Genomic DNA, 23038 nt, shown 5'->3' on the forward strand with positions numbered 1-23038 from the left:
TCCATTGAGCTGTTGTCGCAGCAGATGTGATAGTGATACCACGTTCTTGCTCTTGCTCCATCCAGTCCATTTGTGACGCACCTTCGTGAGTTTCACCGATTTTGTGGATTTTACCAGTGTAGTAAAGAATACGCTCAGTAGTTGTTGTTTTACCAGCATCGACGTGAGCCATGATACCGATATTACGAGTTTTTTCAAGTGAAAATTCGCGTGCCATGAGGTTTGTTTCTCCTATTTATTTTTGATTTCTATTCTATTATAACACGATTTTAATAAAAACGGATAGGCAGGACCTACCCGTTCTCAATGTTTTCATGCTATTGTTGGTTTCAACTTGTAGATTTACAAGTTGAATTGAACTCGGGCTAAAGTTAATTAGCCGATTTGAGCCAGAACGGGATGCTGTGTGAAAAAGATAAACTTCCTTGTATTCGTCGAATACTGCGTCAGTTTCCTATTTTCACCTTGCATCCTTATCGTTCCTAGCATCATGATTTAGTTGAGCTCAAGCTAAAAGTCTGGAGAAAAAGATGAATCTCATTGGTTGCAATCGCAACCTGCTTTGATTCCCTATTTTCTCTGGGACTTTCTTAACGCTTTCGCATCCTATATTACCAACGGAAGTGTGCGAATGCACGGTTAGCTTCAGCCATACGGTGAGTGTCTTCACGTTTCTTAACTGCTGCACCAGTGTTGTTAGCAGCATCCAAGATTTCTTTTGCAAGACGGTCTTGCATTGTGTGTTCACCACGAAGACGAGCGATTGTTACCAACCAACGAAGTCCAAGTGTTGTACGACGTTCTGGACGAACTTCAACTGGAACTTGGTAGTTAGATCCACCAACACGACGTGCACGTACTTCAAGTACAGGCATGATGTTTTCCATAGCTGTTTCAAATACTTCAAGTGCATCGTTGCCAGTAGCTTCTTTGATTTGCTCAAAAGCACCGTAAACGATTGAAGCAGCTGTACCACGTTTACCGTCAAGCATAACGCGGTTGATAAGACGAGTAACTAATTGTGAATTGTAAAGCGGATCTGGCAATACGTCACGTTTTGGAGCTCTATTTTTACGACTCATTTCTCTTTATCCCCTTTCCTTATGCTTTTGGACGTTTAGTACCGTATTTAGAACGGCCTTGTTTACGATCGTTAACACCTGCAGTATCAAGTGCACCACGGACAATATGGTAACGTACCCCTGGAAGGTCTTTTACACGTCCACCACGAAGAAGCACCACGCTGTGCTCTTGCAAGTTGTGTCCGATACCTGGGATGTAGGCAGTAACTTCGATAAGGTTGCTCAAACGTACACGAGCGAATTTACGAAGGGCTGAGTTAGGTTTTTTAGGTGTCATTGTTCCAACACGAGTTGCAACACCACGTTTTTGTGGTGAAGAAACGTTTGTTTGAACTTTTTTATGACTGTTGTAACCAACGTTCAAAGCTGGTGATTTAGATTTTTCTACTTTTGATTTACGCGGTTTGCGAACCAATTGGTTAATTGTAGGCATCTACATTCTCCTGTGTTTTTTTATTTTTGGTGATGATACACTTGGTGACAGCTATCATCTGTGTGTACTTTTGCAACATTTGTCAGCACGTCCCTGTACACTCTTGAGAGACCAAAAGTAAAAAGTACCGTCTATTATTGTAACAAATTTTTCCCTTGCTTGTCAAGATATTTTTCTTTTTTATTGTTAATTTTAGCTCTTTTGTACTGCCCCCAAAAGAAAGAAAAGGAGGAATAAATCCCTCCTAAAGTTAGGTATTGTTTCATTCAATCCCATCATTTTTAACACATAATGTTCAGAAAAATATTATATCATCACAACCAACCAGATTCTTTCGCGATATTAGCTGCATCTGTTCGATTACTAGCATCTAGTTTCGAAAGAATATTGGTGACATAATTTCGGACGGTTCCGTTTGATAAATAAAGTTGATCTGCAATTTCTTTATTGGATAAACCCTTAGCAACTCCCTTTAAAACTGCGATTTCTTGCTCTGTTAATGGATTAGGATGCGTCATCACCACTTCCATCAATTCAGGCGAATACTCCTTGCGTCCTTCGAGGACAGTATGCAAAGTTTGCATGAGGTCTGCAATGCTTCTTTCTTTCAAGACATATGCATCCACTCCAGCCTTGATCGCACGTTCAAAATAACCAGGGCGCTTGAAGGTCGTTACCACAACCACCTTTGTTTCTAGCTTTTCTACTCGTACCCATTCCAGCACTTCGAGACCTGTCTTAACGGGCATCTCTACGTCAAGGATGGCGATATCCACAGACTCCTTTTCTAATAGTTGGATTGCTTCTTGCCCATTCTTGGCTTGAAAAACAGACTCTACATCCGGTTGAAGCGTGAGCAACTGGCACATGGCATCTCGCAACATACTTTGATCTTCTGCGACTAATACTTTCATCTACTTTCTCTCCTTATAAGGTAGTCGAACCTGCACTTCCGTTGGATGTTTCTGACTGATTACACTTACTTCTCCTGAAAATGGAAGAACACGATCTCGGACTGTATGGAGGTCATCCCCCTTTATAGAAGTAAAGCCACAGCCATCATCACTTACTGTTAAAATGAGTTCCTTCTCTGTCCGTCCTAATTTTAAGTAAACTTTAGACGCTTTGGCATGTTTGATGATATTGGTCACCAACTCAAGCAAAATCATGGAAGCCGTTGACTCCAATTCCTGAGTAAGGCTAGCAGTATCTAGTTGGTTATCCGTTTCCACCTCAATTCCAGCAATTTCTAACATCTTTTTCACAGTCTCTAGTTCGGATGTCAAAGTTCTAGACTTAAGATTTTCCACAATGGTTCGCACTTCATTCATGGAATCCTTACTGATCTGGTGAATTTCTTTTAATTCCTTTTCCACCTGTGGATAAGCCTCCATCTGAAACAACTGCAAGGCTAAATCTGTCTTGACACTCAACATAGCAAAGGTATGTCCCAAGCTATCATGCAAATCTTGACCGATACGACTGCGTTCATTTTCAGCAAGCAATAGATTTATCTTGGCATTTTGCTTAGTCTGCGCTTCTTTCAAATCCTCCACAATCCGAATCCGAACCAATCCAAAAGTCATTAAATCGACAAAAGCAAGAATTACAAGTAGATAGAATAGAAACTCAACTTCGATTCTCTGAAAAATCAACAGTTGGCCCACAACAAGGACTTGAGCAAGAAGAAAAGTCCGGACATGTAAAGAATTAAAACTACGTACGCCGAAATGATAAATTAAGAGATTGGCAAGGAAAAAGAAGAACCAGATATAATTTACACCAACAAAGGCGGTATTCCCAGCTACATAGGCTAGCATGATAACCCAACAGAGCCAGGATAAGCGCTGACTCTTGGTGGTTAAAACGCCTAAGTAAGCCACCACAAATAGAATATCAATCAACAAATGCCAGCTAGGTAGCTCCCCAGTCACTACAGGAACGATGGGAAAAACCATAAAAATCAAACTGGCCCAATACATATAGTCTATGCTTTTCAGTCTTTCAAGCATTAAGAATTCTCCTTATGATCTTGAAGGTAAATAGTCAAACCAAATAAAACTGCTGAAAAAACAAGTAAATATACTGTCGCTGATAGATTAATGCCACCCTCATTTAAGAAGGTCTTGATTAATTCCATCAACTGATAGCTTGGTAGACGCTTCCCGATTGCTTGCATCCAGTCTGGAAATAAAGAGATGGGCATCCAGAGTCCGCCTAAAACAGCCAAGCCAAAGTAAAGAAGATTGCCCACGACAGACATCAGCTGACTAGTCGGCAAGAGAGTCAAGGTCAAGCCAAGCGCTACAAAAGCAATACTTCCCGCAATCAGCAAAATCGCAGCTCCAACCCAGCTTCCTAGAGGCATGTCCACACCTCTGACTAAGTGCCCGACTGAGAATACAACTAGGATTGAGACCAAATAATCAACCATCATACTTGTTATCTTTGATAGATAATATTCTACCATATTTACAGGGCTATGACGTAATGTTTTCTGCCAGTTGTTAATCTTGTCAGTATGTAAGACAGCTGGAAATGAAAACATAGCAGTCGACATCATGGAAAAAGCCGTCATGGAGATGAGGTAATCACGCATAAAATTAGCTGGCCCACCTGGTGTGTCCTGATACATGCCTGAAAAGAATAAATAGAAGGCCGTCGGCATCCCTACTGACAATAGATAAGTTACTAATTGTCGTTTGGTCAATAGAAATTCTATCTTGTTTAGTGCGATCAATCGTTTCATCTTAGTCATCTCCCTTTTGTGTTTCTTCAAAGATTGTATCCAGCAAACTGCGATTATTGACTTCAATTTCTTGAATCCTACATCCTGCTCTGACTAACAGTTCCCAGAAAGCATCTGCTTCGCGTGTGACTACTTGCAGGGCATCTTGTTTTTGTGACCAGTTTTCAACCAAGTTAGACTGTTCGACAACTTCCTTGTAAGCCAGAGGTAGGATAAAGTGCTTTTCAATCTCCTCACTGCGCATGGCTAGAGGTGTCGTATCACGAACCAACTCTCCCTTATTTAAGACCAAAATGCGATCTGCGGTGTGTTCTACTTCCTCAATATAATGGGACGAATAAAGAATGGTGGCTCCTTGCGCTTTTAACTCCTGAATAATCTCCCAAAAACGTTGACGAGTTGAGGTATCCATGGCCGAAGTAGGTTCATCTAAAAAGACTAACTTTGGTCGCCCAATTAGAGTTAAGACAAAAGAGAAAAGACGCTTTTGACCGCCTGATAATTTTTCTGCCAACTGTTCTTTTTGTTGCTTGTCAAACTGCAATAGTTGATCAATTTCCTGCACACTCAAAGGATTTGGATAAATACTTTGAAAGAAAGCAATCAACTCCTTAACCTTTAATTTCTGTACAATCACATTCTCTTGAGGAAGGTAAGCCCTAGTATAATCTAACTTAGAACTCGTCACTGGTAAACCTTGAATAGATACTTGACCGCTTGTGACCAGTTTATCTCCGAGCAAACATGCCAAAAGTGTCGTCTTCCCAGCACCATTGGGACCAATCAAGGCAACACATTCACCATCGTTGATTTCAAAAGAGATGTTCCGCAAGATCTCCTTGTCTTTTATTTTCTTACACAATTTCTCAACTTTAATCACAGTCATGAGATTCTCCTTTCAACCACTCCATTCCCATAGGGAAAACGACGAAAATCATAAATCCAACCCCCAAAGCACCACGAATAAATTGGCGAAGTAAGTTTTGGTCAAACCAACCTGTAAACATTTCTACCAACCATACCACTAGTGATAGTCCAATAAAAAGATAGAGAAACGCTTTTTTCATTTTTCAAACTCCTTTTTCACATCTGAGACTAATTTCAAACCTTCTCGGATAAGCCAGGACATCATTCCAAATCCTGCAAATAGCTCCCAAGGAAAATGATAGAAATCTTCATCCAATCCTGAGAACATGAGATAAGTCATGACTCCTGCTGCTACTAAACTCATTGCGACAATTACTTTATGTTTCATTTTTTCTTCCTCCACTTGATGCATCTAGTATAATTCTTTGAAGGTAGAATCACTAGAAGCTTCTGTCATGAGGAGATATGACAAATGTCATAAAAAAAAGAAAGTTGCAAAATCAACTTTCTTTTTAATCTATTAAATTTTTATTCCACACTAAATAAGTATGGGTAAACTGGTTGTTGGCCTTGGTGAATCTCTACTTCAACATCTTCGAATTCTTCTGCGATTTCTTGGGCAATTTCATTGGCAAGTTCTTCGCTTCCGTCTTCACCAACATAGAAGGTTACAATTTCACTATCTTCATCCAACATATGTTTCAAGGTTTCAGTCAAGGTTTGGTGCATATCAGGGTTTGACACGAGGATTTTCCCATCCACCATACCTAGATTATCGTTTTCATGGATTTCTAAACCATCAATGGTTGTATCACGCACAGCTGTTGTAACGCTTCCGCTAACGACATCGCTAAGAGCAGCTGTCATACGCTCTTGGTTTTCTTCGATTGACTTGCTTGGATCAAAGGCAAGAAGACTTGTCAAACCTTGAGGGAGAGTGCGAGCTTCCACCACTACTGCTGGTTGTTCCAAAACTTCTGCTGCAGATTGAGCTGCCATGAAGATGTTCTTGTTGTTTGGTAGGAAGATAATGTTACGAGCGTTGACCTGCTCAACAGCCTTGATAAAGTCTTCTGTTGAAGGGTTCATAGTTTGACCGCCTTCGATAACATAATCCACACCTTGAGAACGGAAGATATCTGCTAGACCTTTACCAGCCACTACAGCAATCAAAGCATACTCTTTTTCTTCAGCAGGCTTGCTAACTTGGGCAGCTTCTTTTTCAACCTGTGCTTCGTGTTGGTTGCGCATATTGTCAACTTTCACCTTGACCAAGCTACCATATTTAAGACCTTCTTGCATAACAAGTCCTGGATCTTCTGTATGGACATGGACTTTGACAATTTCATCATCGTTGACAACAAGGAGAGAATCCCCGAGTTCATTCAAGTAGTTACGGAATTCGTCGTAGTCAAAATCTTTGGCATAGGTTGGACCTTGCTTAAGAGCTACCATGATTTCAGTACAGTAACCAAACTTGATGTCCTCAGTCGCCACATGACCAGCCACAGACTTATGATGCTCTGCATTGATCATCTCACTCATGTTGGCAGGAGTCGCTACAAAGTCCTCAGATGCAATATATTCACCAGTAAGGGCTGAAAGGAAACCTTCGTAAATGAAGACCAGTCCTTGACCACCCGAGTCCACAACGCCAACTTCCTTCAAGACTGGAAGCATGTCTGGCGTTTTAGCTAGTGCTGTTTTAGCACCTTCCAAGGCTGCGCGCATGACTTCAACAGCGTCATCTGTTTGCTCAGCTTTTTTCTTAGCGCCGATAGCAGCCCCACGAGAAACTGTCAAAATCGTTCCTTCAACTGGTTTCATAACGGCCTTATAGGCAACTTCCACACCTGATTGAAAGGCAAGAGCCAAATCTTGACCTGTTAACTCGTCTTTATCTTTGATGGCTTGTGAAAATCCGCGGAAAAGCTGAGAAGTAATAACTCCTGAGTTCCCACGCGCACCCATCAAAAGACCTTTTGCAAGAATGCTTGCTACCTCTCCAACAGTAGAAGCTGGCTTGTCTGCAACTTCCTTAGCTCCATTTTCAATGGTCATTCCCATATTTGTACCAGTATCTCCATCTGGAACTGGGAAGACGTTTAATGAATTGACATATTCAGCTTGCTTATTCAAGCGAGTTGATGCAGCCTGCACCATTTCTTGAAATAAGCTAGTAGTAATTTTTGACACGGTTATTCTCCTACAACTTTGATATTTTGAATGTAGACATTTACAGTCTGAGCAGTAATTCCAAGTTGGTTTTCCAAACTAAAACGAACACGCTCTTGAATGTTTTTGGACACTTCGCTAATCTTTGTTCCGTAGCTCAACACGGTATATACATCAACTGCAATGCTGCCATCTTCGGCCGCCTTTACGACGACACCTTTGGAATAATTTTCCTTACCTAGAAGGGCTTGGAAATTATCTTTGAGGGCATTTTTACTAGCCATACCGACCACACCAAAAATCTCAGTTGCTGCTCCACCTACGACGGTTGCAATCACTTCATCTGTTAGTTCGATTTGACCATCTTTTGTATTAATTTTTACAGTCATCCTTTTTACCTCAACTAGTTGATACTCTATTTTATCATATTTCAGCCCAAGTGTAAAAGCAGAATACTGTATCAGCGGATATTTACTCTATTTTTAAAATGATTTTACTCCTACAATAAAAGAAAAAAGACCCTGAGGTCTCCTTACTTTTATTATTAAACGCGTTCAACTTTACCTGATTTCAAAGCACGAGCTGAAGCCCAAACTTTTTTAGGTTTACCATCGATAAGAACAGTAACTTTTTGAAGGTTTGGTTTTACGGCACGTTTTGTTTGGTTCATCGCGTGTGAACGGTTGTTTCCAGATACAGTCTTACGACCTGTAAAGTAACATACTTTAGCCATTGTATTTTCCTCCTATTAGATCTAATATAGCGGATGTGCTAGCACCACATACCGTACTATGTTATCACACTTTCTTCTTTTTTGCAAGGGAATTGGAAGATTTTTTTATTTGACGTAGACAACACCGAGTTTACCAAAAGCCACTTCCCCGCGAATAATCAAGGTTTTGCTTGTTGGCGCTACAGGAGCGTCCGCCTTGGCTGCACCAAAGGATGTTTCTACTTTCAAATCTACACGCCAGTGTTGGGGAACATAGACAGTTGCATTACCAAAAGCTACTTCAATATTTAAAGTTGCAAAATCACCTAACATCTCTGCATTGTCATAATATATTTTAGCATCCCCAAAAGCAACTTCCACTTGATCCTCTACCAATTCTTGCTCTTGCTTATAGAAAGTACCACTACCAAAAGCGACTTCTTTATCCGTGACGACTGTTCGCTCACCGTTGTACCACCATTTTTTCCCATACCAAAACTTACTTGAGTGAGTGAGATAGCCAACACCTAGCACTGCTAAGATACTAGCCCAAAATAGAGACTGATTTGGGATAGGCAGAATGTTATAAAAATGATTTGCAATCATTACTGCTACTAGAGCTGTAAAAACTGCTGATGTCAGGTGACGACGAAGCAAAGATTCAACTGACTGGTAGGCAAAAAAGACGATACCAAGTAAAGGCCATATTTTACCATCCAAAGAAGGAATGCCAAAATTTCCTTGCAACAAAATCCATACTGCTAAAACCAGCAACACAATACCAAATGCTTTCTTTTTCATGTTCTTACCTCATGTTTCTTAGATTTTCTTTTAGGAGGGATTGGTAATGTCGTGAGACATGAACCTCCTTGTGGGTCTGGTAAAAGGAAATGGTGCCTGTTCCTGAAAAGGACTTGTCCACCGAATAAACCTGACGGATATTTGCGATCGTTGACTTGGATACCCGACTAAAATAGCGAGGAAGGATAGCCTCTAATTCATAGAGTTTAAGCCGAACTTCATAGGCATCTTTCTGAGTATGGGCATAAATCTTGTTCCCTTCTGTCTCAAAGAAGAGAATTTCCGACAGATCCAGATAATATTCACCCGTCCCCTTGTAAAAAATTAACCTAGGAGACTTGGACTCTTGCAAGAGTCGCTGTAATTCCGCAATCTCATCTGTCAAAGCTGTCGCCTTGATGACAATTTCAGTTTCCTCTAAATTGCTGTCAATTTCGATTCGTAACTTCATTCCATCTCCTTTCTGACTCTACTATATCAAAGCTAAAATAAGAAAACAAGAGCAAAAAAGCAAGTGGTTACTTTAGCCCCGTAAGTGGTTCTAGGACCCCCTTAACTTACATGTCAAAATAGAAAGAAAATCACACCCCACACAAGTCCGCAAGCATAACCAACCAAGACATCCTTGGGATAATGCACTCCCCCTAAGACTCTCACTAGACCTAGGATGGCTGACAAGAGCAACAAGATAACCCCTACAGCTAGACTAGCATGTAAGCAAGCCATGGAGATAATGGTTGCTGAAAAGACATGACGACTAGGCATAGACTGACCAGGACTATCTCTGTCTAGTAGAGGTACAATTTCCCAAACTTCATAAGGCCTAGGAGCATTGATTTTCTTACGGAGAAAGGACAAAATCACAAAACCTGACGCTGGAATAAACAGGTAGATCCAGACCTGTTTCCCTAGTCCTTCTTGGAGATAGGTAATTACTAACAAGATTAGATAAACTATAGGCATGACTACTGTCATCAACCGATTGAAAGCTCTTAACAAGCTCAGAAGAAAGGGCTTATTTTTAATCTTACCAGCGATGTGGTCATACCATTCTTGATAATTTTTCATATATTTTTCTCATCTCTTACTCAAATTTTGCTTATAGGGAAGCACTTGTCTTCTAGTATAGTGCAGAAAAAGAAGGCCGTCAAGCCTTCTTTGGGTTTATTCTTCTGCTTCGTCTTCTGTAAATTGACTGTTATAAAGGTCAGCGTAGAAGCCTCCTTGTGCCATCAACTCATCATGATTGCCTTGCTCAATGATATTGCCATCTTTCATGACAAGAATCAGATCAGCATTTCGGATAGTAGACAAGCGGTGGGCGATGACAAAGGAAGTTCTTCCCTCCATCAATCGGTCCATGGCTTTCTGGATCAATTCCTCTGTACGGGTATCAACCGAAGAGGTCGCCTCATCCAAAATTAGGAGTGGCGCATCTTTCAGCAAAGCACGAGCAATGGTCAAGAGTTGTTTTTGTCCGACAGACAAGGTCACTGTATCATCCAAGACGGTATCGTAACCATCTGGTAGAGTCATGATAAAGTGGTGAATCCCTACAGCCTTGCTGGCTTCAATCACACGCTCATCACTAATCCCCTTTTGGTTATAGATGAGATTGTCACGAATGGTTCCTTCAAAGAGCCAAGTATCCTGCAAGACCATTGAAAAGGCATCGTGTACTTCCGAGCGCTTCATCTCCTTGGTATCCACACCATCAATGCGGATACTTCCCTTATCAATCTCATAAAACTTCATCAAAAGATTGACAATGGTTGTCTTACCAGCTCCTGTCGGCCCGACAATGGCAACCTTTTGACCTGCATGAGCAGTTGCAGAAAAGTCATGGATAATGGTTCGCTCTGGTGTATAGCCAAAGGAAACTCGATCAAAGACCACTTGACCTTTCATGTCGCTCAATTGTCTTTCTTTATGAGATTCATCTTCCATTTCCTCTTCACCTAAGAATTCGAAGACACGCCCCATGGCTGCGCTAGCCTGCTGCAAACTAGTAATCCCTTGAGCAATTTGCGAAAGGGGCTGAGAAAAGATACGAACGTAGGCCATAAAGGCAACGATAATCCCGATACTAATCTGCCCATTCAAGGCCAAGGCTGCACCGACGATAATCACTAAGGCATAGCTAAAGTTCCCAATAAACATCATTATCGGCATCATAATCCCTGAAATAAATTGAGATTTCCAGATACTATCATACAGACGATTGTTTAATTTCGCAAATTCTTCTTTGGTGCTCTCGATAGCATTGTAACTGGTCACCACATTATGGCCAGAGTACATTTCCTCCACATAGCCATTGACAGCCGCCAAATCCTGTTGCTGACTCTTAAAGAATCCCTGCGATTTGCCCATAAAGACGGATACGAAGGCAAAGCCAACAAGAGTTGACACAACCGTCACCAAGGCTAAAATCCAGTTCATCCCAAACATGGTTACCAAGACGGCCACGACCAGTAAAGTGGATGAAAGAACTGTTCCCAGACTTTGATTGAGGGACTGGGCTGCAGTGTCAACGTCATTGGTTACACGAGACAAGGTATCTCCTTGAGAATGTCCATCAAAATACCCCAATGGAAGACGATTAATTTTCTCTGCAATCGCTGTTCTCAAACGCTCTGAAAAACGTTGTATGGCTGTTGTAAACAGAAAGGCTTGCAAATAATTTGATAGAAGCCCAATCACATAGATGACGGCCAAAAAACTACCAATAGCTGCAACCGCCGCGACATCCACACTTGTTTCCAAACCACTGGCAATAATATTAGTCATTTCCTTGATGCGGGTTGGACCATAAACAGTAATGATATTGGATAAGATTGTTGCTAGAAAGGCTATAAGAAGGGCAAACTGGAGACCTGCAAGATAGGGTTTACTCTGTTTCCAAAGAGACATTTTCTTATTTTCCATGTTCCAATTCCTCCTTCGATAGTTGTGAATAGGCAATTTCTTGGTAAACTTCGTTATTAGCTAGAAGTTCCTTGTGGGTGCCTTGTCCCACTACTTTTCCTTGATCCAAGACCAAAATCAAATCTGCATCCATAATGGTTGAAATGCGCTGTGCAACGATAAGCTTGGTCATAGACTTGGTTTTCTCTGCTAGCTCTTGGCGTAGGACACGGTCTGTCTTGTAGTCCAAGGCTGAGAAGGAGTCATCAAAGATGAGGATTTCTGGCCTCCGAGCCAAGGCACGCGCAATGGCCAGACGCTGTCTTTGGCCGCCTGAGAAGTTGGTTCCTCCTTGGGCCACTTCTGACGATAAGCCCGCTTCCTTGTCTTCGATAAAGTTTTTAGACTGGGCCAATTCCAGAGCCTGCCACATAGCCTGCTCACTAAGCGGTGTTTCTTGACTCTGTCCAAAGTCTAAATTGCCTTTGACATCACCTGAAAAGAGAACCGCTTTCTGAGAAATATAACCAACCTTGTTGCGCAAATCTTCCAAGTCATAGTCTTGAACATTAACTCCGTCCACTAGAATTTCTCCTGCTGATACGTCATAAAAACGTGGAATCAGATTGACCAGAGTTGATTTACCAGAACCTGTTGACCCTATAAAGGCCACTGTTTGACCAGCTTCCGCTCTAAAGCTAACATGCTCGATAACTGGCTCCGAATTTGCCGCATAGCGGAAAGTCACATCCTTAAATTCGACCTGACCTTTGAGATTTTCATCAGCCAACTGCACTTGAGCAGGATTTTGGATAGAAGAATGCAAATCTAGAACCTGATTAATCCGCTTGGCAGAGACCATAGTTCGGGGAAGAACGATGAAGAGCGCCCCCATGAGAAGGAAGCCCATAACAACCTGCATGGCATAAGACATGAAAACAACCATGTCACTAAAGAGAGGCAGACGCGCTGTCGGAGCAGCATCGTTAATCACATAGGCACCAATCCAGTAAATCGCCACACTCAAACCACTTGAAATCCCCATCATGATGGGATTCAAAATGGCCATGAGACGATTGACAAACAAATTCAAGCGTGTCAGTTCATCATTTGCTGCTGCAAATTTTTCATCTTGGTACTTTTCAGCATTGTAGGCACGAACAACGCGAATACCTGTTAAACTCTCGCGAGTGATACTGTTCAGTTTATCAGTCAGACTTTGAATCAAGGACTGTTTTGGAAAGGCTAGTGTCATCAAAACGGTCGTCATCAAAACGTTGACAATCACTGCCACAAGTACAGCCCAGAGCCAGTATTCTGAATGACCTAAAATCTTCCCGATAGCCCAGATAGCCATAATTGGACCACGCGTAACCACTTGCAAGCCCATGGTGATCAGCATCTGAACTTGAGTAATATCATTAGTGGTACGAGTTAGGAGACTGGGAATAGAGAATTTCTTAATCTCTGTCTGTGAGTAGTCTAAAACTCGGTTAAAAATATCACTTCTCAGCCTACTAGTGTAAGAAGCAGCCACTCTGGATGCAAAAAATCCAACTGCGACTGCGGATAAGAAGGCTAGAAAGGACATGCCCACCATCATACCTGCTGGTTGCCATAACTCATCCAAATTGGTAGCCTGAGTTCCCAGTAAATCCGTGATTTTAGAGATATAGGTCGGCACTTCCAACTCTAGATAAACCGAAAAGCAGGTAAAGAGAATGGCTAGTAAAATCATCCCCCATTCTTTTCTACTAATTCGTTTGGCTAATTTCTTCATTATCTCCTCCTATTCTCTTGATATTTTCCTGTAGTTGATTGAGGACTTTCTCAAAAATCAGTAATTCATCTCCATCAATGTCTGCCATCAACTGGTTGTCAATGCGTTCAAAGAAGGCTTTAACCTGCTTCATTCGAGAACGCGATTTGTCCGTCAGACGAACAAACTTGGCCCGCTTATCGCTAGAACTCGCCTCCAATTCTACCAGACCATTTTGCACCATACGCTTGACCAAGTTACTAGCAACAGACTTGCTAATATTGAGTTCCTTCTCAATATCTTTAATCAAGACCAAGTCTTGGTTTTCCTCACGGATATCCAAAAAACGTACAACCTGACCTTGCGGTCCACCCATAAATTCAATACCACAACGTTTTGCTTCCCTTTGTACCATCAGATGAATCTGATGACTAAAACGCTTAAAGACCAACATCGGTTTATCCATAATTGCTCCTTTCTAACCCTTGTATTTAGTTCTCCTAGGAACTAAATAAGTTTTCATGAGAACTATTTTACCATTTTCAGAAAAGATGTCAAGAAAAAAGTTTTCATGAGAACTATCTTAGTTTAAATTGACATTAGGCAATATCTTTTATATAATAAGCGCTAACTACTGTGGATAGAAATCCATTCACTCAATGAAGGGAGAAAACTTTCAAATGAAACCAGAAGAAGAAAGAGTTTTAGGAATCTTAGCAACCATTTTTGGAGCCATCGCACTTTTAGGATCCTGGATCCCGTTTATTAACTATCCATCGTTGTTCATCGGCATCGTCGCATTTATCTTGGGGATTATCGGCCTTATCGTCAACCTCAAAAAACGGAAAACAATGGCTATTATCGGAACATCCCTGGCAGTTGCCTCTGTTGTACTTTTCTTTACGAGTCAGGCACTATACGCTGATGTCTACAAAGAGTATGCCAAGGAGTTTAACCGTTCCTACATGGATACGAGTGCCTCAATGGAACGCGAAGAAAAAAGCGGCTTGACAGACGATACCTTCGTCTGGACCCAAGAACAGTTCGACGCCTTAATCGAAGGCGACCTTGACAACAAAGGAAAAGGTGGTACCAACTACGAGGATATTATCTACAAACACGGAAAGCCAGATTCCGAGTTTGACTTCACTCTTGGGGGTTACAATACGAAAAAAATCACCTATATCTCTATTGGAGACAAGACTAAGACTGTTACCTTAACTTTTGCAAAACAGGACAATGGACAGCTCTTGCTCGTCCAAAAACATGCAGTCGTCTAGGTCTAGAAAAAAGCAAGCAACAAAACGATTCTTAAACCTGAGTCTAAGTTCAAATATCAAAAAAACGAACAGCTAGTAAAACTGTTCGTTTTTCTATTAGAATCCATCTACGTTTGTGTAGATCTTTTGTACGTCTTCGTCGTCCTCAAGAACGCTGTAAAGTTTTTCAAAGGTTTCAAGGTCATCCCCTGACAATTCTACTTCTGACTGAGGAATCATTTCCAATTCTGTCACTTGGAATTCTTCGACACCTGACTCACGAAGGGCAACAATAGCCTTGTGAAGGTCTGTTGGAGCTGTGTAAACAGTGATTGTTCCTTCTTCTGCTTCTACATCATCCACATCAACATCTGCTTCAAGCAATTGCTCAAAGACTGCATCGGCATCTTCACCTGCAAATACGATAACACCCTTGTTATCGAAGAGGTATGAAACCGAACCTGAAGCGCCCATGTTTCCGCCGTTTTTACCAAAGGCTGCACGGACGTTGGCCGCTGTACGGTTGACATTTGAAGTCAAAGTATCAACAATCAGCATAGAACCATTTGGTCCAAAACCTTCGTAACGTCCTTCTGTAAAGGTTTCATCTGTGTTTCCTTTTGCTTTATCAATCGCTTTATCGATAACGTGTTTTGGCACTTGGGCTTGTTTAGCACGGTCGATAACGAATTTCAAAGCTGAGTTTGATTCTGGATCTGGATCACCTTTTTTAGCTGCTACATAGATTTCTACACCAAATTTTGCATATACCTTAGAGTTAGCTCCATCTTTAGCCGTTTTCTTGGCTACGATATTGGCCCATTTACGTCCCATTAGGAATCTCCTTTTTTCACATTTTAATCTTTCTTATTATAACACAAGTTTTTTCGATTTTCACTAGAGGAAATGGATTTTATTCAGCAAATCCAACTAGGATGACACTTTTGTTGCCAAGATGGCCTTGCCTTCTTTTATCAGGGGGTGACGAAACAGTGAGAAATACAGTTGAATGGTCATGGCAACCCAGATTAAGGGTTCGCAAAGGATAACTCCCTTATAACCTGCCCAAGGTATAATCAAAACAACAAAAGCGATTTTCCCGATTAGTTCGATAAAGCTAGAAACCAGAGGAAGGACTTTTTGCCCCAAGCCCTGCAAGCAATTGCGATAAATCAACAAGAGGCTCAAAATAGGATAAAAGGCTGAGCTGATTTGCAAGTAGAGACTACCATTTTCTACCAAGTAGCCATCCGTTGAACTGGCCAAGAAGGAAACCAAGGCAGGACTGGCAAAAAAGAGGAAGGCACAAACAAACACTGCCCAGGACATACTTAGACGACTGCCGATTCGAAGGCCTTGAACAATGCGGTCTGGTCGCTTGGCACCAAGATTCTGAGAAGCAAAGGTCGTCATTGACGCAGAAATAGCAGTCATAGGAAGAAGGGCGAAGGCCATAATGCGTCGAGCCGCCGTCTGGGCACTAATAATCACGGCACCAAAGGTATTAACAGAAGACTGTAAAATCACACTACCGATGGACACAATCGAACTCATCAAACCCATAGCCAAACCTTGCTCCAAGAGATCGGCGTATAAGGCCTTGTCCCATTTGAAATGCTTGAGTTGAGGCAAAAGTTCTGGCACACTCTTACGGATATAATAAAAGCAGAGAACAACTGATAAGCCTTGCGAAATGATGGTAGCAAGGCCCGCAGATTGAACTCCCAGATGCAGTTGCGTAATAAAATAGAGATCCAGAGCTACATTGACCAAGGCAGAAAAAATCAGAAAACCAAGGGCTGCTAGACTGTCCCCAATAGACCGCAACAAACCTGCAAAGAGGTTATAGGCAAAGCTGACACCAACACAAGTCACAATCATAGAAATATATTGATAGGACTGGGGGAGGATTTCAGCAGGAGTATCTAGGTATTGCAAGAGAGGATACAAACCAAGAAAGCCCAGTAGCATCACTACAACACTCAAAATTGCACCTAAAATCCAGGTGGCCGCTACCGCTTCCTTGATTTTAGTAAAATTCCGAGCCCCATAATAGCGGGCAATGACAATCCCCATACCATTTCCGACACCAAGTGTAAAGCCTATAATCAGATCAAAAATGGCAGTTGTCGCCCCTACTGCAGCCAAGGAATCTTGACCAAGGAAACGCCCAACAATCAAGACATCAGCAGTGTTATAGAGCTGTTGAAAAATATTGGATAGCAAGATCGGAAAAGCGAAGCTTAAGAGCGAGGGAAGAATCGGACCATGAATCAGGTCCACTGTTCGTTTTTTATTCATAAGGCTATTATATCAGCTTTATAGAGGAGCGACAAGAAACAGCAAACTATAGGCAATCTGAAATATTTAACAAATAATCGAAAAAGCAGTGGATTCCTCCACTACTTTGACAGCTTATTCTTCAATTTCGATTTCAAGCTCATCGCCTAGGTCAAGAGTTACTTCTTCATTCACAGAATCTGCTTGAACTGCTTCATCTTTTTTGCTTTCAGCAGCTTCTTCTCCATCAATCAAACCAAATTGAACACGGACTTGATGGTCAATCTCATCAAAGACTTCTGGGTTTTCTGCCAAGTATTTCTTAGCATTTTCAGAACCTTGCCCGATTTTCTCATCCTTGTAAGAGTACCAAGCTCCTGCTTTTTTGATGATATCCAAATCGCTTGCGATCTTCAAAAGCTCACCAGTCTTAGAAATCCCTTCTCCGTACATGATTTCAACGAAGGCTTCCTTAAATGGTGGAGCCACCTTGTTTTTCACGACCTTGATCTTAGTTTCTTTACCGACATTGGTGTCTTTTTGGTCACCAGTTCCCTTGATTTGTGTGCTTCCACGAACATCCAAACGGACTGATGCGTAGAATTTCAGAGCACGTCCACCAGGAGTTGTTTCTGGATTTCCAAACATAACCCCAACTTTTTCACGCAATTGGTTGATAAAGATGGCAATTGTTTTGGTTTTATTGATAGAAGCACCAAGTTTACGCATAGCCTGGCTCATCATACGAGCCTGCAAACCAACGTGGCTGTCTCCGATATCTCCATCAATTTCCGCACGAGGGACAAGAGCCGCAACGGAGTCAACTACGACAAGGTCCACAGCACCTGAGTCAATCAATTTTCCTGCAATTTCAAGACCTTGCTCTCCTGAGTCTGGTTGAGACAAGAGCAACTCATCAATGTTGACCCCAAGAGCAGCAGCATAAGCTGGATCAAGGGCATGCTCCGCATCGATAAAGGCTGCAATCCCACCTTCTTTTTGCGCTTGCGCAACTGCATGAAGGGCAACTGTTGTCTTACCAGATGACTCTGGTCCATAAATTTCAATGATACGTCCCTTAGGATAACCACCTGAACCAAGGGCAATGTCAAGAGCCAAAGAACCTGAGCTCATCACTTGCACCTTTTGCTCTGCACGTTCACCCAAACGCATGATTGAACCCTTACCAAAGTCTTTCTCAATCAATTTAAGAGCGTCATTCAAGGCTTTTTCACGTTCTGCCCCGAATTTTTTTGAAATTTCATCTAATTTTTTTGGTTTTTTCGCCATTCTATTCTCCTACATTCTAATGGTCCTTAGACCTATCTACTATTATATCAAAAGTTAGTCACTTAATAAAGCCTTGCGAACTTGGTTAAAGGCATGCATAACCGCAATGTGGCGTACATCTGCTCGACTTCTGCCTCCAATATTGACCTTGATGACCTCAGTTCCATGCTCCTGTGCCAAGCCTATAAAGACTGTCCCAGCTGGGTGCCCTTCTAGGCTATCTGGTCCTGCCACTCCAGTCAAGCTAATGCCAAAATCTGACTGGGTCTTGCTTCGTACCTGTTCAGCCATCTTCTGAGCTGTATATTCAGACACCACACCCTGTTCTTCCAAATCCTTGACAGGAATATCCAACATCTTTGATTTTTCCTCCAAGCTATAGGTTACAAAACCACCCTTAAATATACTTGAAGCACCCGAAAAATCCGCTACCTTAGCTTGGAAAAGACCAGCCGTCAAACTCTCAGCAGCCGTGATGGTTTTCCCCTGCCTTTTCAGTTCTTCTACCACAATGCTAGCTAAACTAGTTTCTTCCCCATAACCATAACAAAGGTCTCGTAAAGAAAGGCCTTCAAAGGTCTGGCGACCTAAGATTTGATTTTCCAAGATATCCAGCGCTTGAGTCGCCTCTTCTTGTCTGCTAGCCTTTATTGACAAACGCAGAGTGACTTCTCCTGTCTTGGCATAAGGCGCTAAGGTCGGATCTGTTTGATTGTCAATCAAATCAGCCAAAATGGTCACTAGCTGACTTTCGCCAATTCCAAAGAAACGAAGAACTCGGGAATACAGCTTGCTCCCTGTCATCAACTTGGGTAGAAGTTGGTTTAAGACCATGGGTTTCAATTCACTTGGTGGACCAGGAAGAACGACGTAGGTCACTCCATCAACTTCTAAGATTCCTCCAACAGCCAATCCTGTTTCGTTTGGCAGTGGAGTCGCTCCTTCTACAATTTGAGCTTGTCTTTCATTATTCGGTGTTCGGGCATAGTCTGGTCTCTGGGCAAAAAAGACATCCAACTTCTCCTGTGCCTGAGGATCAAAAACTAATTCTTTTCCTAAAAATTTAGCCAACGTTTGCTTGGTCAAATCGTCCTCGGTTGGCCCTAAACCACCTGTCAAAATCACCAGACTGCTACGTTGACTGGCAATCTCAAGCAAAGACAAGAGACGAGCTTCATTGTCTCCTACAGCCGTCTGAAAATAAACATCTACCCCAATCTCTGCTAGTTTTTCCGATAAAAACTGAGCATTGGTATTGACAATCTGTCCTGTCAAAATCTCTGTTCCAACAGCAATGATTTCTGCTTTCATGTTTCCTCCTACCTATCTATTCGTACTTTTTTGAAAAAATCGCAGGAAATTTCCCACGATTTCATTATTAATTTTGTTCTATTTCTACACTTGAAGCATTCGTTGGTGTAGCAGTTCTTCCAAGAGCTGCTTCGTATAACACAGCATTGGTTTCTACTTCAGTTACTTCCTCTTTACCTAGTGAACGACGTAAGAGATTTTGCATTTCTAACATATGCTCAGTTGTAACAATCTGGTAAGAAATGCCCTGCAGTTCAGCATCTTCTCCTCGCAATTGATATGTTTCAATATTCTTGAAGGAATCTTGATAACCAAGTAATTGTGGAATACTTTTCGCTGACAAATCAACGTTTGTTTGCATATTGTCAGTCAAAGCTTTTAAAATCCCTTGATAATGACTCACACTGTTCAGACTCAAGACCTTCTCAACAATTTTTTGAATGACTTCACGCTGACGTTTTTGACGACCATAGTCTCCTTCAGGATCTTGATAACGCATACGAGAATAAACAAGCGCTTCCTCACCATTTAAAGTCTGTTGTCCAACACCAATAGAAATAGTATTAAATTCCTCTTGGTCACTAATAGAAATCGGGAAGCCCAGCGTGTTATTGACAGTTATACCACCCACTGCATCGACTAATTGTTGTAATCCGTGCATATTGACCATAATATAGCGGTCAATATGGATGTTCATCATCTTCTGAATGGTTGAGATAGCTAATTCTGCACCTCCACCCGCATAGGCGGCATTCAGTTTCGCTTCTTCAATACTACCATCTTTATGCTGAATTTTAGTCAGGATATCACGTTCCAAACTCAACATCATGGTCTTTTTCGTGTGCGGATTAACTGTCAAAAGAATCATGGAATCACTATTTCCCTCCCAAGGGTCCGTTCGTTCTTCGTTTCCAGTATCAACCCCCATTAAAAGGATCGTTAAGGGTTCAGTAGCCTCAATAACATTGGTTTCTTCCCCAATCTTTTTATAGGTTTTTGATAAGGTTTCTGTACCTTGCTGATAAATAGTATAAGCAAAAACACCCACACCTAAAACTGTCACAGCTAGAAAAGCTAGCACCATTCCAATAATTTTTTTAACCATATTTCTATCAATCTATCAGTCTACCCATCAGGTAAACATCTATAAATTTCCCTTCTTCTATGTACGCACCGCGCTCTTGTCTACCTTCAATTACAAAGCCATGCTGTTGATATAAATGAACTGCACCCTGATTGCGAGTTTGGACAGTTAGTTGAAGTCGACGAAGAATGCCACTAGCCTGTGCCCATTCTACGACTTCTTCAAGTAACAAACTCCCCAGTCCATTATTCCAATACTTCTGACCAATCACAATAAAGAGATCTCCAATATGACGAACTCTCTTGCGTTGATCAGCTGTGATATTCACAAGACCAGCAATTTCATCATTCAGCAAGGCCAGTAAAGTGATTTGATTTTCAGAGTGAGCCTGTTTATCCAAAAACAACTCCATCTCAGTATCTGTCATCAAAATGCCATTCCTGTCCAGACTGGTAAAATCTGTTTCTACACTGACACGATTTAAAAATGATACTAATTCAGCCGCATCTTCAACTTCTGCTTCCCTAATGAGCAACTCATACTCCATGTTGAAGCTCCTCTAAAAGCTTTTCTGCACGCAAACCTTTTGCTTGAAAATTCAGTCTGCGACCCTCTTCTTCTTTTAGAATTTCCAATTCTAAATAAGTATCTGGCAAGGCATCACCTAAAAGATGCCCCCACTCGATGACAGTTACCCCACCACCAAAGAGAAACTCATCTAAATCAATAGAATCAGCATCCCCCTCTATACGATAAACATCTAGGTGGTAAAGTGGAAGACGACCTTCATACTCTCTTACGATAGTGTAGGTTGGACTCTTAATCATCTGAGAAATATGTAATCCTTTAGCAAGACCTTTTGTAAATGTCGTTTTGCCTGCTCCAAGTTCACCAGTTAAAATTAAGACATCATTCTTTTCTAATAAATAGCCCAAACGTTCACCTAAGGACTGTAACTCTTCTTCGTTTTTAGTGTACATGTTTCTATTATACCAAAAAGTTGTCCTTTGTCTAGGTATTATCTATGAATTCCATATTATAAATTGTAAAACTAGAACTATCTCTTTTTTTGTTCTTAAAATAGAAACAGTAAGAAGACAACTAACAAGATATCTCTCATCAAATGACTGTAAAATGAAACTTCCCAGCGAATGACTTTTGGCACCAACAGTCCTAGAAATAGCATCCCCAAGGCAATATAAAAGGTCATGGACAATAGCATCCAAGGATTTCTGAGAAAGATTAGAATAGCTAGTCCACTAATAAAACAGATTTCCTTCTTTCCCAAAAACTTTTTCACTCCATTTACATACTTCTGAATCGGCAGAAAAACTAACAAATCAATCCCAAATAAGAAAAAGAAACTCGGTAGAAAGGCTTCCACAAATCCTTCTACGGATGTATTTCCTGCAAGGATATGTTCTATGACAATTAAAGCTAAACCCAAAATATTTACTAAGAGCAAGAGACTATACAAGAATTGTTGCTTATCTTCCTTAAAAACTGAATAATGTTGATTTCCCTGCCCTCTATAATAGTTTAGCCCTGCACCAATACTGGCAAGAAGCAACATGCCAACTAAATAATAGAAGCAGTTTTGATTTAACATCAAGGCCCAAGTAGATAAACTTAAACAAGAACAGCTGCTAAGACCAAAAACTGTCAGCAATAACAAAACTCGAATTTGCTTTTTCATTTTTTCCATCATTCTTCCTCCATACTTGCTCTTATTATATGCTAGAAAGCCTCACCCTTGCTAGAATATTTCTCAACTGTCAGTTTTCTACTCTAAAATGCAAAAAAATTTGATGCAAGTAACCCTTACATCAAACTTTTACTATTTCTCTTCAAACCAAAGTGCAATTTCTCGCTTAGCTGACTCTTCTGAATCTGAACCATGCACAACATTTTGAATAGCTTGGTTTTCTCCAGCAGCTTTTGCAAAATCACCTCGAATAGTTCCTGGTAAAGCTTCTTCTGGACGAGTAGCACCCATCATGGTCCGCCAAGTTTCAATTACTTTGGGACCAGAAATTATACCTACAAGAACCGGTCCTGAAGTCATAAATTCACGAATCGGTGTGTAAAAACTTTGACCAACCAAGTCCTGATAGTGCTGGTCAATCAACTCTTCTGAAACCTGTGAACGCAACTCCAATTTTTCGATTGTAAATCCACGTTGTTCAATGCGTTTCAACACCTCACCCACTAATCCTCTTTTTACACCGTCTGGTTTAATGATAAAAAATGTTTGTTCCATACCCGTCTCCTTTGTCAGCTTCTTTCTTTTATTTTACCACATTGCATGGAAATATGGAGAAAATTTTCAGAA

The 23038-nt window shown here is 41.2% G+C and carries 27 protein-coding genes and 1 pseudogene; 1 reads left to right on the top strand and 27 read right to left on the bottom strand.

What is annotated here, in order from left to right; all coding sequences use genetic code 11:
• The 18 genes from PAN07_RS13255 to PAN07_RS13340 all read right to left on the bottom strand — a co-directional run.
• Window positions 1-217 (bottom strand): GTP-binding protein (locus tag PAN07_RS13255; protein WP_269798107.1); only part of this gene is annotated, 217 nt, incomplete at its 3' end.
• A 394-nt stretch (window positions 218-611) separates the two neighbouring features.
• Entirely contained in the window at window positions 612-1082 is a 471-nt protein-coding gene (rpsG, locus tag PAN07_RS13260) for a 30S ribosomal protein S7 (RefSeq protein WP_000087873.1), read from the bottom strand.
• Window positions 1083-1101: 19 nt separating this feature from the next.
• The gene (gene rpsL / locus PAN07_RS13265) at window positions 1102-1515 is read right to left on the bottom strand and encodes a 30S ribosomal protein S12 (protein ID WP_001142332.1); all 414 of its coding nucleotides are present in this window, start codon (window positions 1513-1515) and stop codon (window positions 1102-1104) included.
• Between the two features lie 314 nt (window positions 1516-1829).
• On the bottom strand, window positions 1830-2429 hold the full coding sequence (locus PAN07_RS13270) for a response regulator transcription factor (RefSeq protein WP_084861563.1): 600 nt from the start codon (window positions 2427-2429) through the stop codon (window positions 1830-1832).
• Window positions 2430-3527 carry a sensor histidine kinase gene (locus PAN07_RS13275; protein WP_084861562.1) on the bottom strand — a complete coding sequence of 366 codons (1098 nt, stop codon included), beginning with the start codon at window positions 3525-3527 and terminating at the stop codon, window positions 2430-2432.
• Window positions 3527-4264: an ABC transporter permease gene (locus PAN07_RS13280; protein WP_084861560.1), complete on the bottom strand. Its 738-nt coding sequence runs from the start codon at window positions 4262-4264 to the stop codon at window positions 3527-3529. Before PAN07_RS13280 ends, PAN07_RS13275 begins: the two co-directional genes overlap by 1 nt.
• 1 nt (window position 4265) lies before the next feature.
• Window positions 4266-5150: an ABC transporter ATP-binding protein gene (locus PAN07_RS13285; RefSeq protein ID WP_084861558.1), complete on the bottom strand. Its 885-nt coding sequence runs from the start codon at window positions 5148-5150 to the stop codon at window positions 4266-4268.
• Window positions 5137-5331 carry a hypothetical protein gene (locus tag PAN07_RS13290; RefSeq protein ID WP_084861556.1) on the bottom strand — a complete coding sequence of 65 codons (195 nt, stop codon included), beginning with the start codon at window positions 5329-5331 and terminating at the stop codon, window positions 5137-5139. The genes PAN07_RS13285 and PAN07_RS13290 overlap by 14 nt, the downstream gene beginning before the upstream one ends.
• Window positions 5328-5519 carry a hypothetical protein gene (locus PAN07_RS13295; RefSeq protein ID WP_012972435.1) on the bottom strand — a complete coding sequence of 64 codons (192 nt, stop codon included), beginning with the start codon at window positions 5517-5519 and terminating at the stop codon, window positions 5328-5330. The genes PAN07_RS13290 and PAN07_RS13295 overlap by 4 nt, the downstream gene beginning before the upstream one ends.
• A gap of 140 nt (window positions 5520-5659) precedes the next feature.
• On the bottom strand, window positions 5660-7327 hold the full coding sequence (locus PAN07_RS13300) for a DAK2 domain-containing protein (protein ID WP_269798108.1): 1668 nt from the start codon (window positions 7325-7327) through the stop codon (window positions 5660-5662).
• 2 nt (window positions 7328-7329) lie between these two features.
• Window positions 7330-7695: an Asp23/Gls24 family envelope stress response protein gene (locus PAN07_RS13305; protein WP_000216437.1), complete on the bottom strand. Its 366-nt coding sequence runs from the start codon at window positions 7693-7695 to the stop codon at window positions 7330-7332.
• 155 nt (window positions 7696-7850) lie between these two features.
• Entirely contained in the window at window positions 7851-8039 is a 189-nt protein-coding gene (rpmB, locus tag PAN07_RS13310; RefSeq protein WP_001140948.1) for a 50S ribosomal protein L28, read from the bottom strand.
• A 105-nt stretch (window positions 8040-8144) separates the two neighbouring features.
• Window positions 8145-8819: a hypothetical protein gene (locus PAN07_RS13315; protein WP_269798109.1), complete on the bottom strand. Its 675-nt coding sequence runs from the start codon at window positions 8817-8819 to the stop codon at window positions 8145-8147.
• 4 nt (window positions 8820-8823) lie between these two features.
• The gene (locus tag PAN07_RS13320) at window positions 8824-9270 is read right to left on the bottom strand and encodes a LytTR family DNA-binding domain-containing protein (protein ID WP_070479980.1); all 447 of its coding nucleotides are present in this window, start codon (window positions 9268-9270) and stop codon (window positions 8824-8826) included.
• Window positions 9271-9383: 113 nt separating this feature from the next.
• Window positions 9384-9887, bottom strand: coding sequence for a phosphatase PAP2 family protein (locus PAN07_RS13325; RefSeq protein ID WP_084861552.1), 504 nt, complete (start codon window positions 9885-9887; stop codon window positions 9384-9386).
• Window positions 9888-9983: 96 nt separating this feature from the next.
• On the bottom strand, window positions 9984-11744 hold the full coding sequence (locus PAN07_RS13330; protein ID WP_269798110.1) for an ABC transporter ATP-binding protein: 1761 nt from the start codon (window positions 11742-11744) through the stop codon (window positions 9984-9986).
• On the bottom strand, window positions 11734-13503 hold the full coding sequence (locus PAN07_RS13335; protein WP_061589593.1) for an ABC transporter ATP-binding protein: 1770 nt from the start codon (window positions 13501-13503) through the stop codon (window positions 11734-11736). Before PAN07_RS13335 ends, PAN07_RS13330 begins: the two co-directional genes overlap by 11 nt.
• Complete coding sequence (locus PAN07_RS13340; protein ID WP_269798111.1) at window positions 13478-13948, bottom strand: MarR family winged helix-turn-helix transcriptional regulator; 471 nt, start codon at window positions 13946-13948, stop codon at window positions 13478-13480. The genes PAN07_RS13335 and PAN07_RS13340 overlap by 26 nt, the downstream gene beginning before the upstream one ends.
• A 214-nt stretch (window positions 13949-14162) precedes the next feature.
• On the opposite strand from PAN07_RS13340, the pseudogene PAN07_RS13345 reads away from it, so the two are divergent.
• Window positions 14163-14797 (top strand): annotated as a pseudogene (locus PAN07_RS13345) (DUF4190 domain-containing protein).
• Between the two features lie 61 nt (window positions 14798-14858).
• On the opposite strand, the gene PAN07_RS13350 reads toward PAN07_RS13345, so the two are convergent.
• From PAN07_RS13350 to ndk, 9 genes are all read right to left on the bottom strand, one after another.
• Window positions 14859-15575, bottom strand: a complete 717-nt coding sequence (locus PAN07_RS13350) for a YebC/PmpR family DNA-binding transcriptional regulator (RefSeq protein ID WP_000532879.1) — start codon at window positions 15573-15575, stop codon at window positions 14859-14861.
• 96 nt (window positions 15576-15671) lie between these two features.
• A complete protein-coding gene (locus tag PAN07_RS13355) occupies window positions 15672-17042 on the bottom strand; it encodes an MATE family efflux transporter (protein ID WP_269798112.1) in 1371 nt (456 codons plus the stop codon).
• A gap of 114 nt (window positions 17043-17156) precedes the next feature.
• A complete protein-coding gene (gene recA / locus PAN07_RS13360; RefSeq protein WP_084862809.1) occupies window positions 17157-18311 on the bottom strand; it encodes a recombinase RecA in 1155 nt (384 codons plus the stop codon).
• 54 nt (window positions 18312-18365) lie between these two features.
• Entirely contained in the window at window positions 18366-19622 is a 1257-nt protein-coding gene (locus tag PAN07_RS13365) for a competence/damage-inducible protein A (RefSeq protein ID WP_084862807.1), read from the bottom strand.
• A 67-nt stretch (window positions 19623-19689) separates the two neighbouring features.
• Window positions 19690-20727, bottom strand: coding sequence for an LCP family protein (locus PAN07_RS13370; protein WP_269798113.1), 1038 nt, complete (start codon window positions 20725-20727; stop codon window positions 19690-19692).
• A 7-nt stretch (window positions 20728-20734) separates the two neighbouring features.
• On the bottom strand, window positions 20735-21253 hold the full coding sequence (locus PAN07_RS13375; protein ID WP_000455549.1) for a GNAT family N-acetyltransferase: 519 nt from the start codon (window positions 21251-21253) through the stop codon (window positions 20735-20737).
• A complete protein-coding gene (tsaE, locus tag PAN07_RS13380; RefSeq protein ID WP_000288249.1) occupies window positions 21243-21686 on the bottom strand; it encodes a tRNA (adenosine(37)-N6)-threonylcarbamoyltransferase complex ATPase subunit type 1 TsaE in 444 nt (147 codons plus the stop codon). The genes PAN07_RS13375 and tsaE overlap by 11 nt, the downstream gene beginning before the upstream one ends.
• A 95-nt stretch (window positions 21687-21781) precedes the next feature.
• Window positions 21782-22414 (bottom strand): hypothetical protein, encoded by a 633-nt coding sequence (locus PAN07_RS13385; RefSeq protein WP_000970273.1) that lies wholly within the window; start codon window positions 22412-22414, stop codon window positions 21782-21784.
• A 129-nt stretch (window positions 22415-22543) separates the two neighbouring features.
• Window positions 22544-22966, bottom strand: a complete 423-nt coding sequence (gene ndk / locus PAN07_RS13390; protein ID WP_269798114.1) for a nucleoside-diphosphate kinase — start codon at window positions 22964-22966, stop codon at window positions 22544-22546.
• Window positions 22967-23038: the final 72 nt, after the last annotated feature.

It is taken from the genome of Streptococcus sp. SM5, from assembly GCF_027497975.1.

Coding starts and splice junctions, on each gene's coding strand:
- rpsG (WP_000087873.1), bottom strand. CDS start 1,082: ATGAGTCGTAAAAATAGAGCTCCAAAACGTGACGTATTGCCAGATCCG.
- rpsL (WP_001142332.1), bottom strand. CDS start 1,515: ATGCCTACAATTAACCAATTGGTTCGCAAACCGCGTAAATCAAAAGTA.
- PAN07_RS13270 (WP_084861563.1), bottom strand. CDS start 2,429: ATGAAAGTATTAGTCGCAGAAGATCAAAGTATGTTGCGAGATGCCATG.
- PAN07_RS13275 (WP_084861562.1), bottom strand. CDS start 3,527: ATGCTTGAAAGACTGAAAAGCATAGACTATATGTATTGGGCCAGTTTG.
- PAN07_RS13280 (WP_084861560.1), bottom strand. CDS start 4,264: ATGAAACGATTGATCGCACTAAACAAGATAGAATTTCTATTGACCAAA.
- PAN07_RS13285 (WP_084861558.1), bottom strand. CDS start 5,150: ATGACTGTGATTAAAGTTGAGAAATTGTGTAAGAAAATAAAAGACAAG.
- PAN07_RS13290 (WP_084861556.1), bottom strand. CDS start 5,331: ATGAAAAAAGCGTTTCTCTATCTTTTTATTGGACTATCACTAGTGGTA.
- PAN07_RS13295 (WP_012972435.1), bottom strand. CDS start 5,519: ATGAAACATAAAGTAATTGTCGCAATGAGTTTAGTAGCAGCAGGAGTC.
- PAN07_RS13305 (WP_000216437.1), bottom strand. CDS start 7,695: ATGACTGTAAAAATTAATACAAAAGATGGTCAAATCGAACTAACAGAT.
- rpmB (WP_001140948.1), bottom strand. CDS start 8,039: ATGGCTAAAGTATGTTACTTTACAGGTCGTAAGACTGTATCTGGAAAC.
- PAN07_RS13315 (WP_269798109.1), bottom strand. CDS start 8,819: ATGAAAAAGAAAGCATTTGGTATTGTGTTGCTGGTTTTAGCAGTATGG.
- PAN07_RS13320 (WP_070479980.1), bottom strand. CDS start 9,270: ATGAAGTTACGAATCGAAATTGACAGCAATTTAGAGGAAACTGAAATT.
- PAN07_RS13325 (WP_084861552.1), bottom strand. CDS start 9,887: ATGAAAAATTATCAAGAATGGTATGACCACATCGCTGGTAAGATTAAA.
- PAN07_RS13330 (WP_269798110.1), bottom strand. CDS start 11,744: ATGGAAAATAAGAAAATGTCTCTTTGGAAACAGAGTAAACCCTATCTT.
- PAN07_RS13335 (WP_061589593.1), bottom strand. CDS start 13,503: ATGAAGAAATTAGCCAAACGAATTAGTAGAAAAGAATGGGGGATGATT.
- PAN07_RS13340 (WP_269798111.1), bottom strand. CDS start 13,948: ATGGATAAACCGATGTTGGTCTTTAAGCGTTTTAGTCATCAGATTCAT.
- PAN07_RS13350 (WP_000532879.1), bottom strand. CDS start 15,575: ATGGGACGTAAATGGGCCAATATCGTAGCCAAGAAAACGGCTAAAGAT.
- PAN07_RS13355 (WP_269798112.1), bottom strand. CDS start 17,042: ATGAATAAAAAACGAACAGTGGACCTGATTCATGGTCCGATTCTTCCC.
- recA (WP_084862809.1), bottom strand. CDS start 18,311: ATGGCGAAAAAACCAAAAAAATTAGATGAAATTTCAAAAAAATTCGGG.
- PAN07_RS13365 (WP_084862807.1), bottom strand. CDS start 19,622: ATGAAAGCAGAAATCATTGCTGTTGGAACAGAGATTTTGACAGGACAG.
- PAN07_RS13370 (WP_269798113.1), bottom strand. CDS start 20,727: ATGGTTAAAAAAATTATTGGAATGGTGCTAGCTTTTCTAGCTGTGACA.
- PAN07_RS13375 (WP_000455549.1), bottom strand. CDS start 21,253: ATGGAGTATGAGTTGCTCATTAGGGAAGCAGAAGTTGAAGATGCGGCT.
- tsaE (WP_000288249.1), bottom strand. CDS start 21,686: ATGTACACTAAAAACGAAGAAGAGTTACAGTCCTTAGGTGAACGTTTG.
- PAN07_RS13385 (WP_000970273.1), bottom strand. CDS start 22,414: ATGATGGAAAAAATGAAAAAGCAAATTCGAGTTTTGTTATTGCTGACA.
- ndk (WP_269798114.1), bottom strand. CDS start 22,966: ATGGAACAAACATTTTTTATCATTAAACCAGACGGTGTAAAAAGAGGA.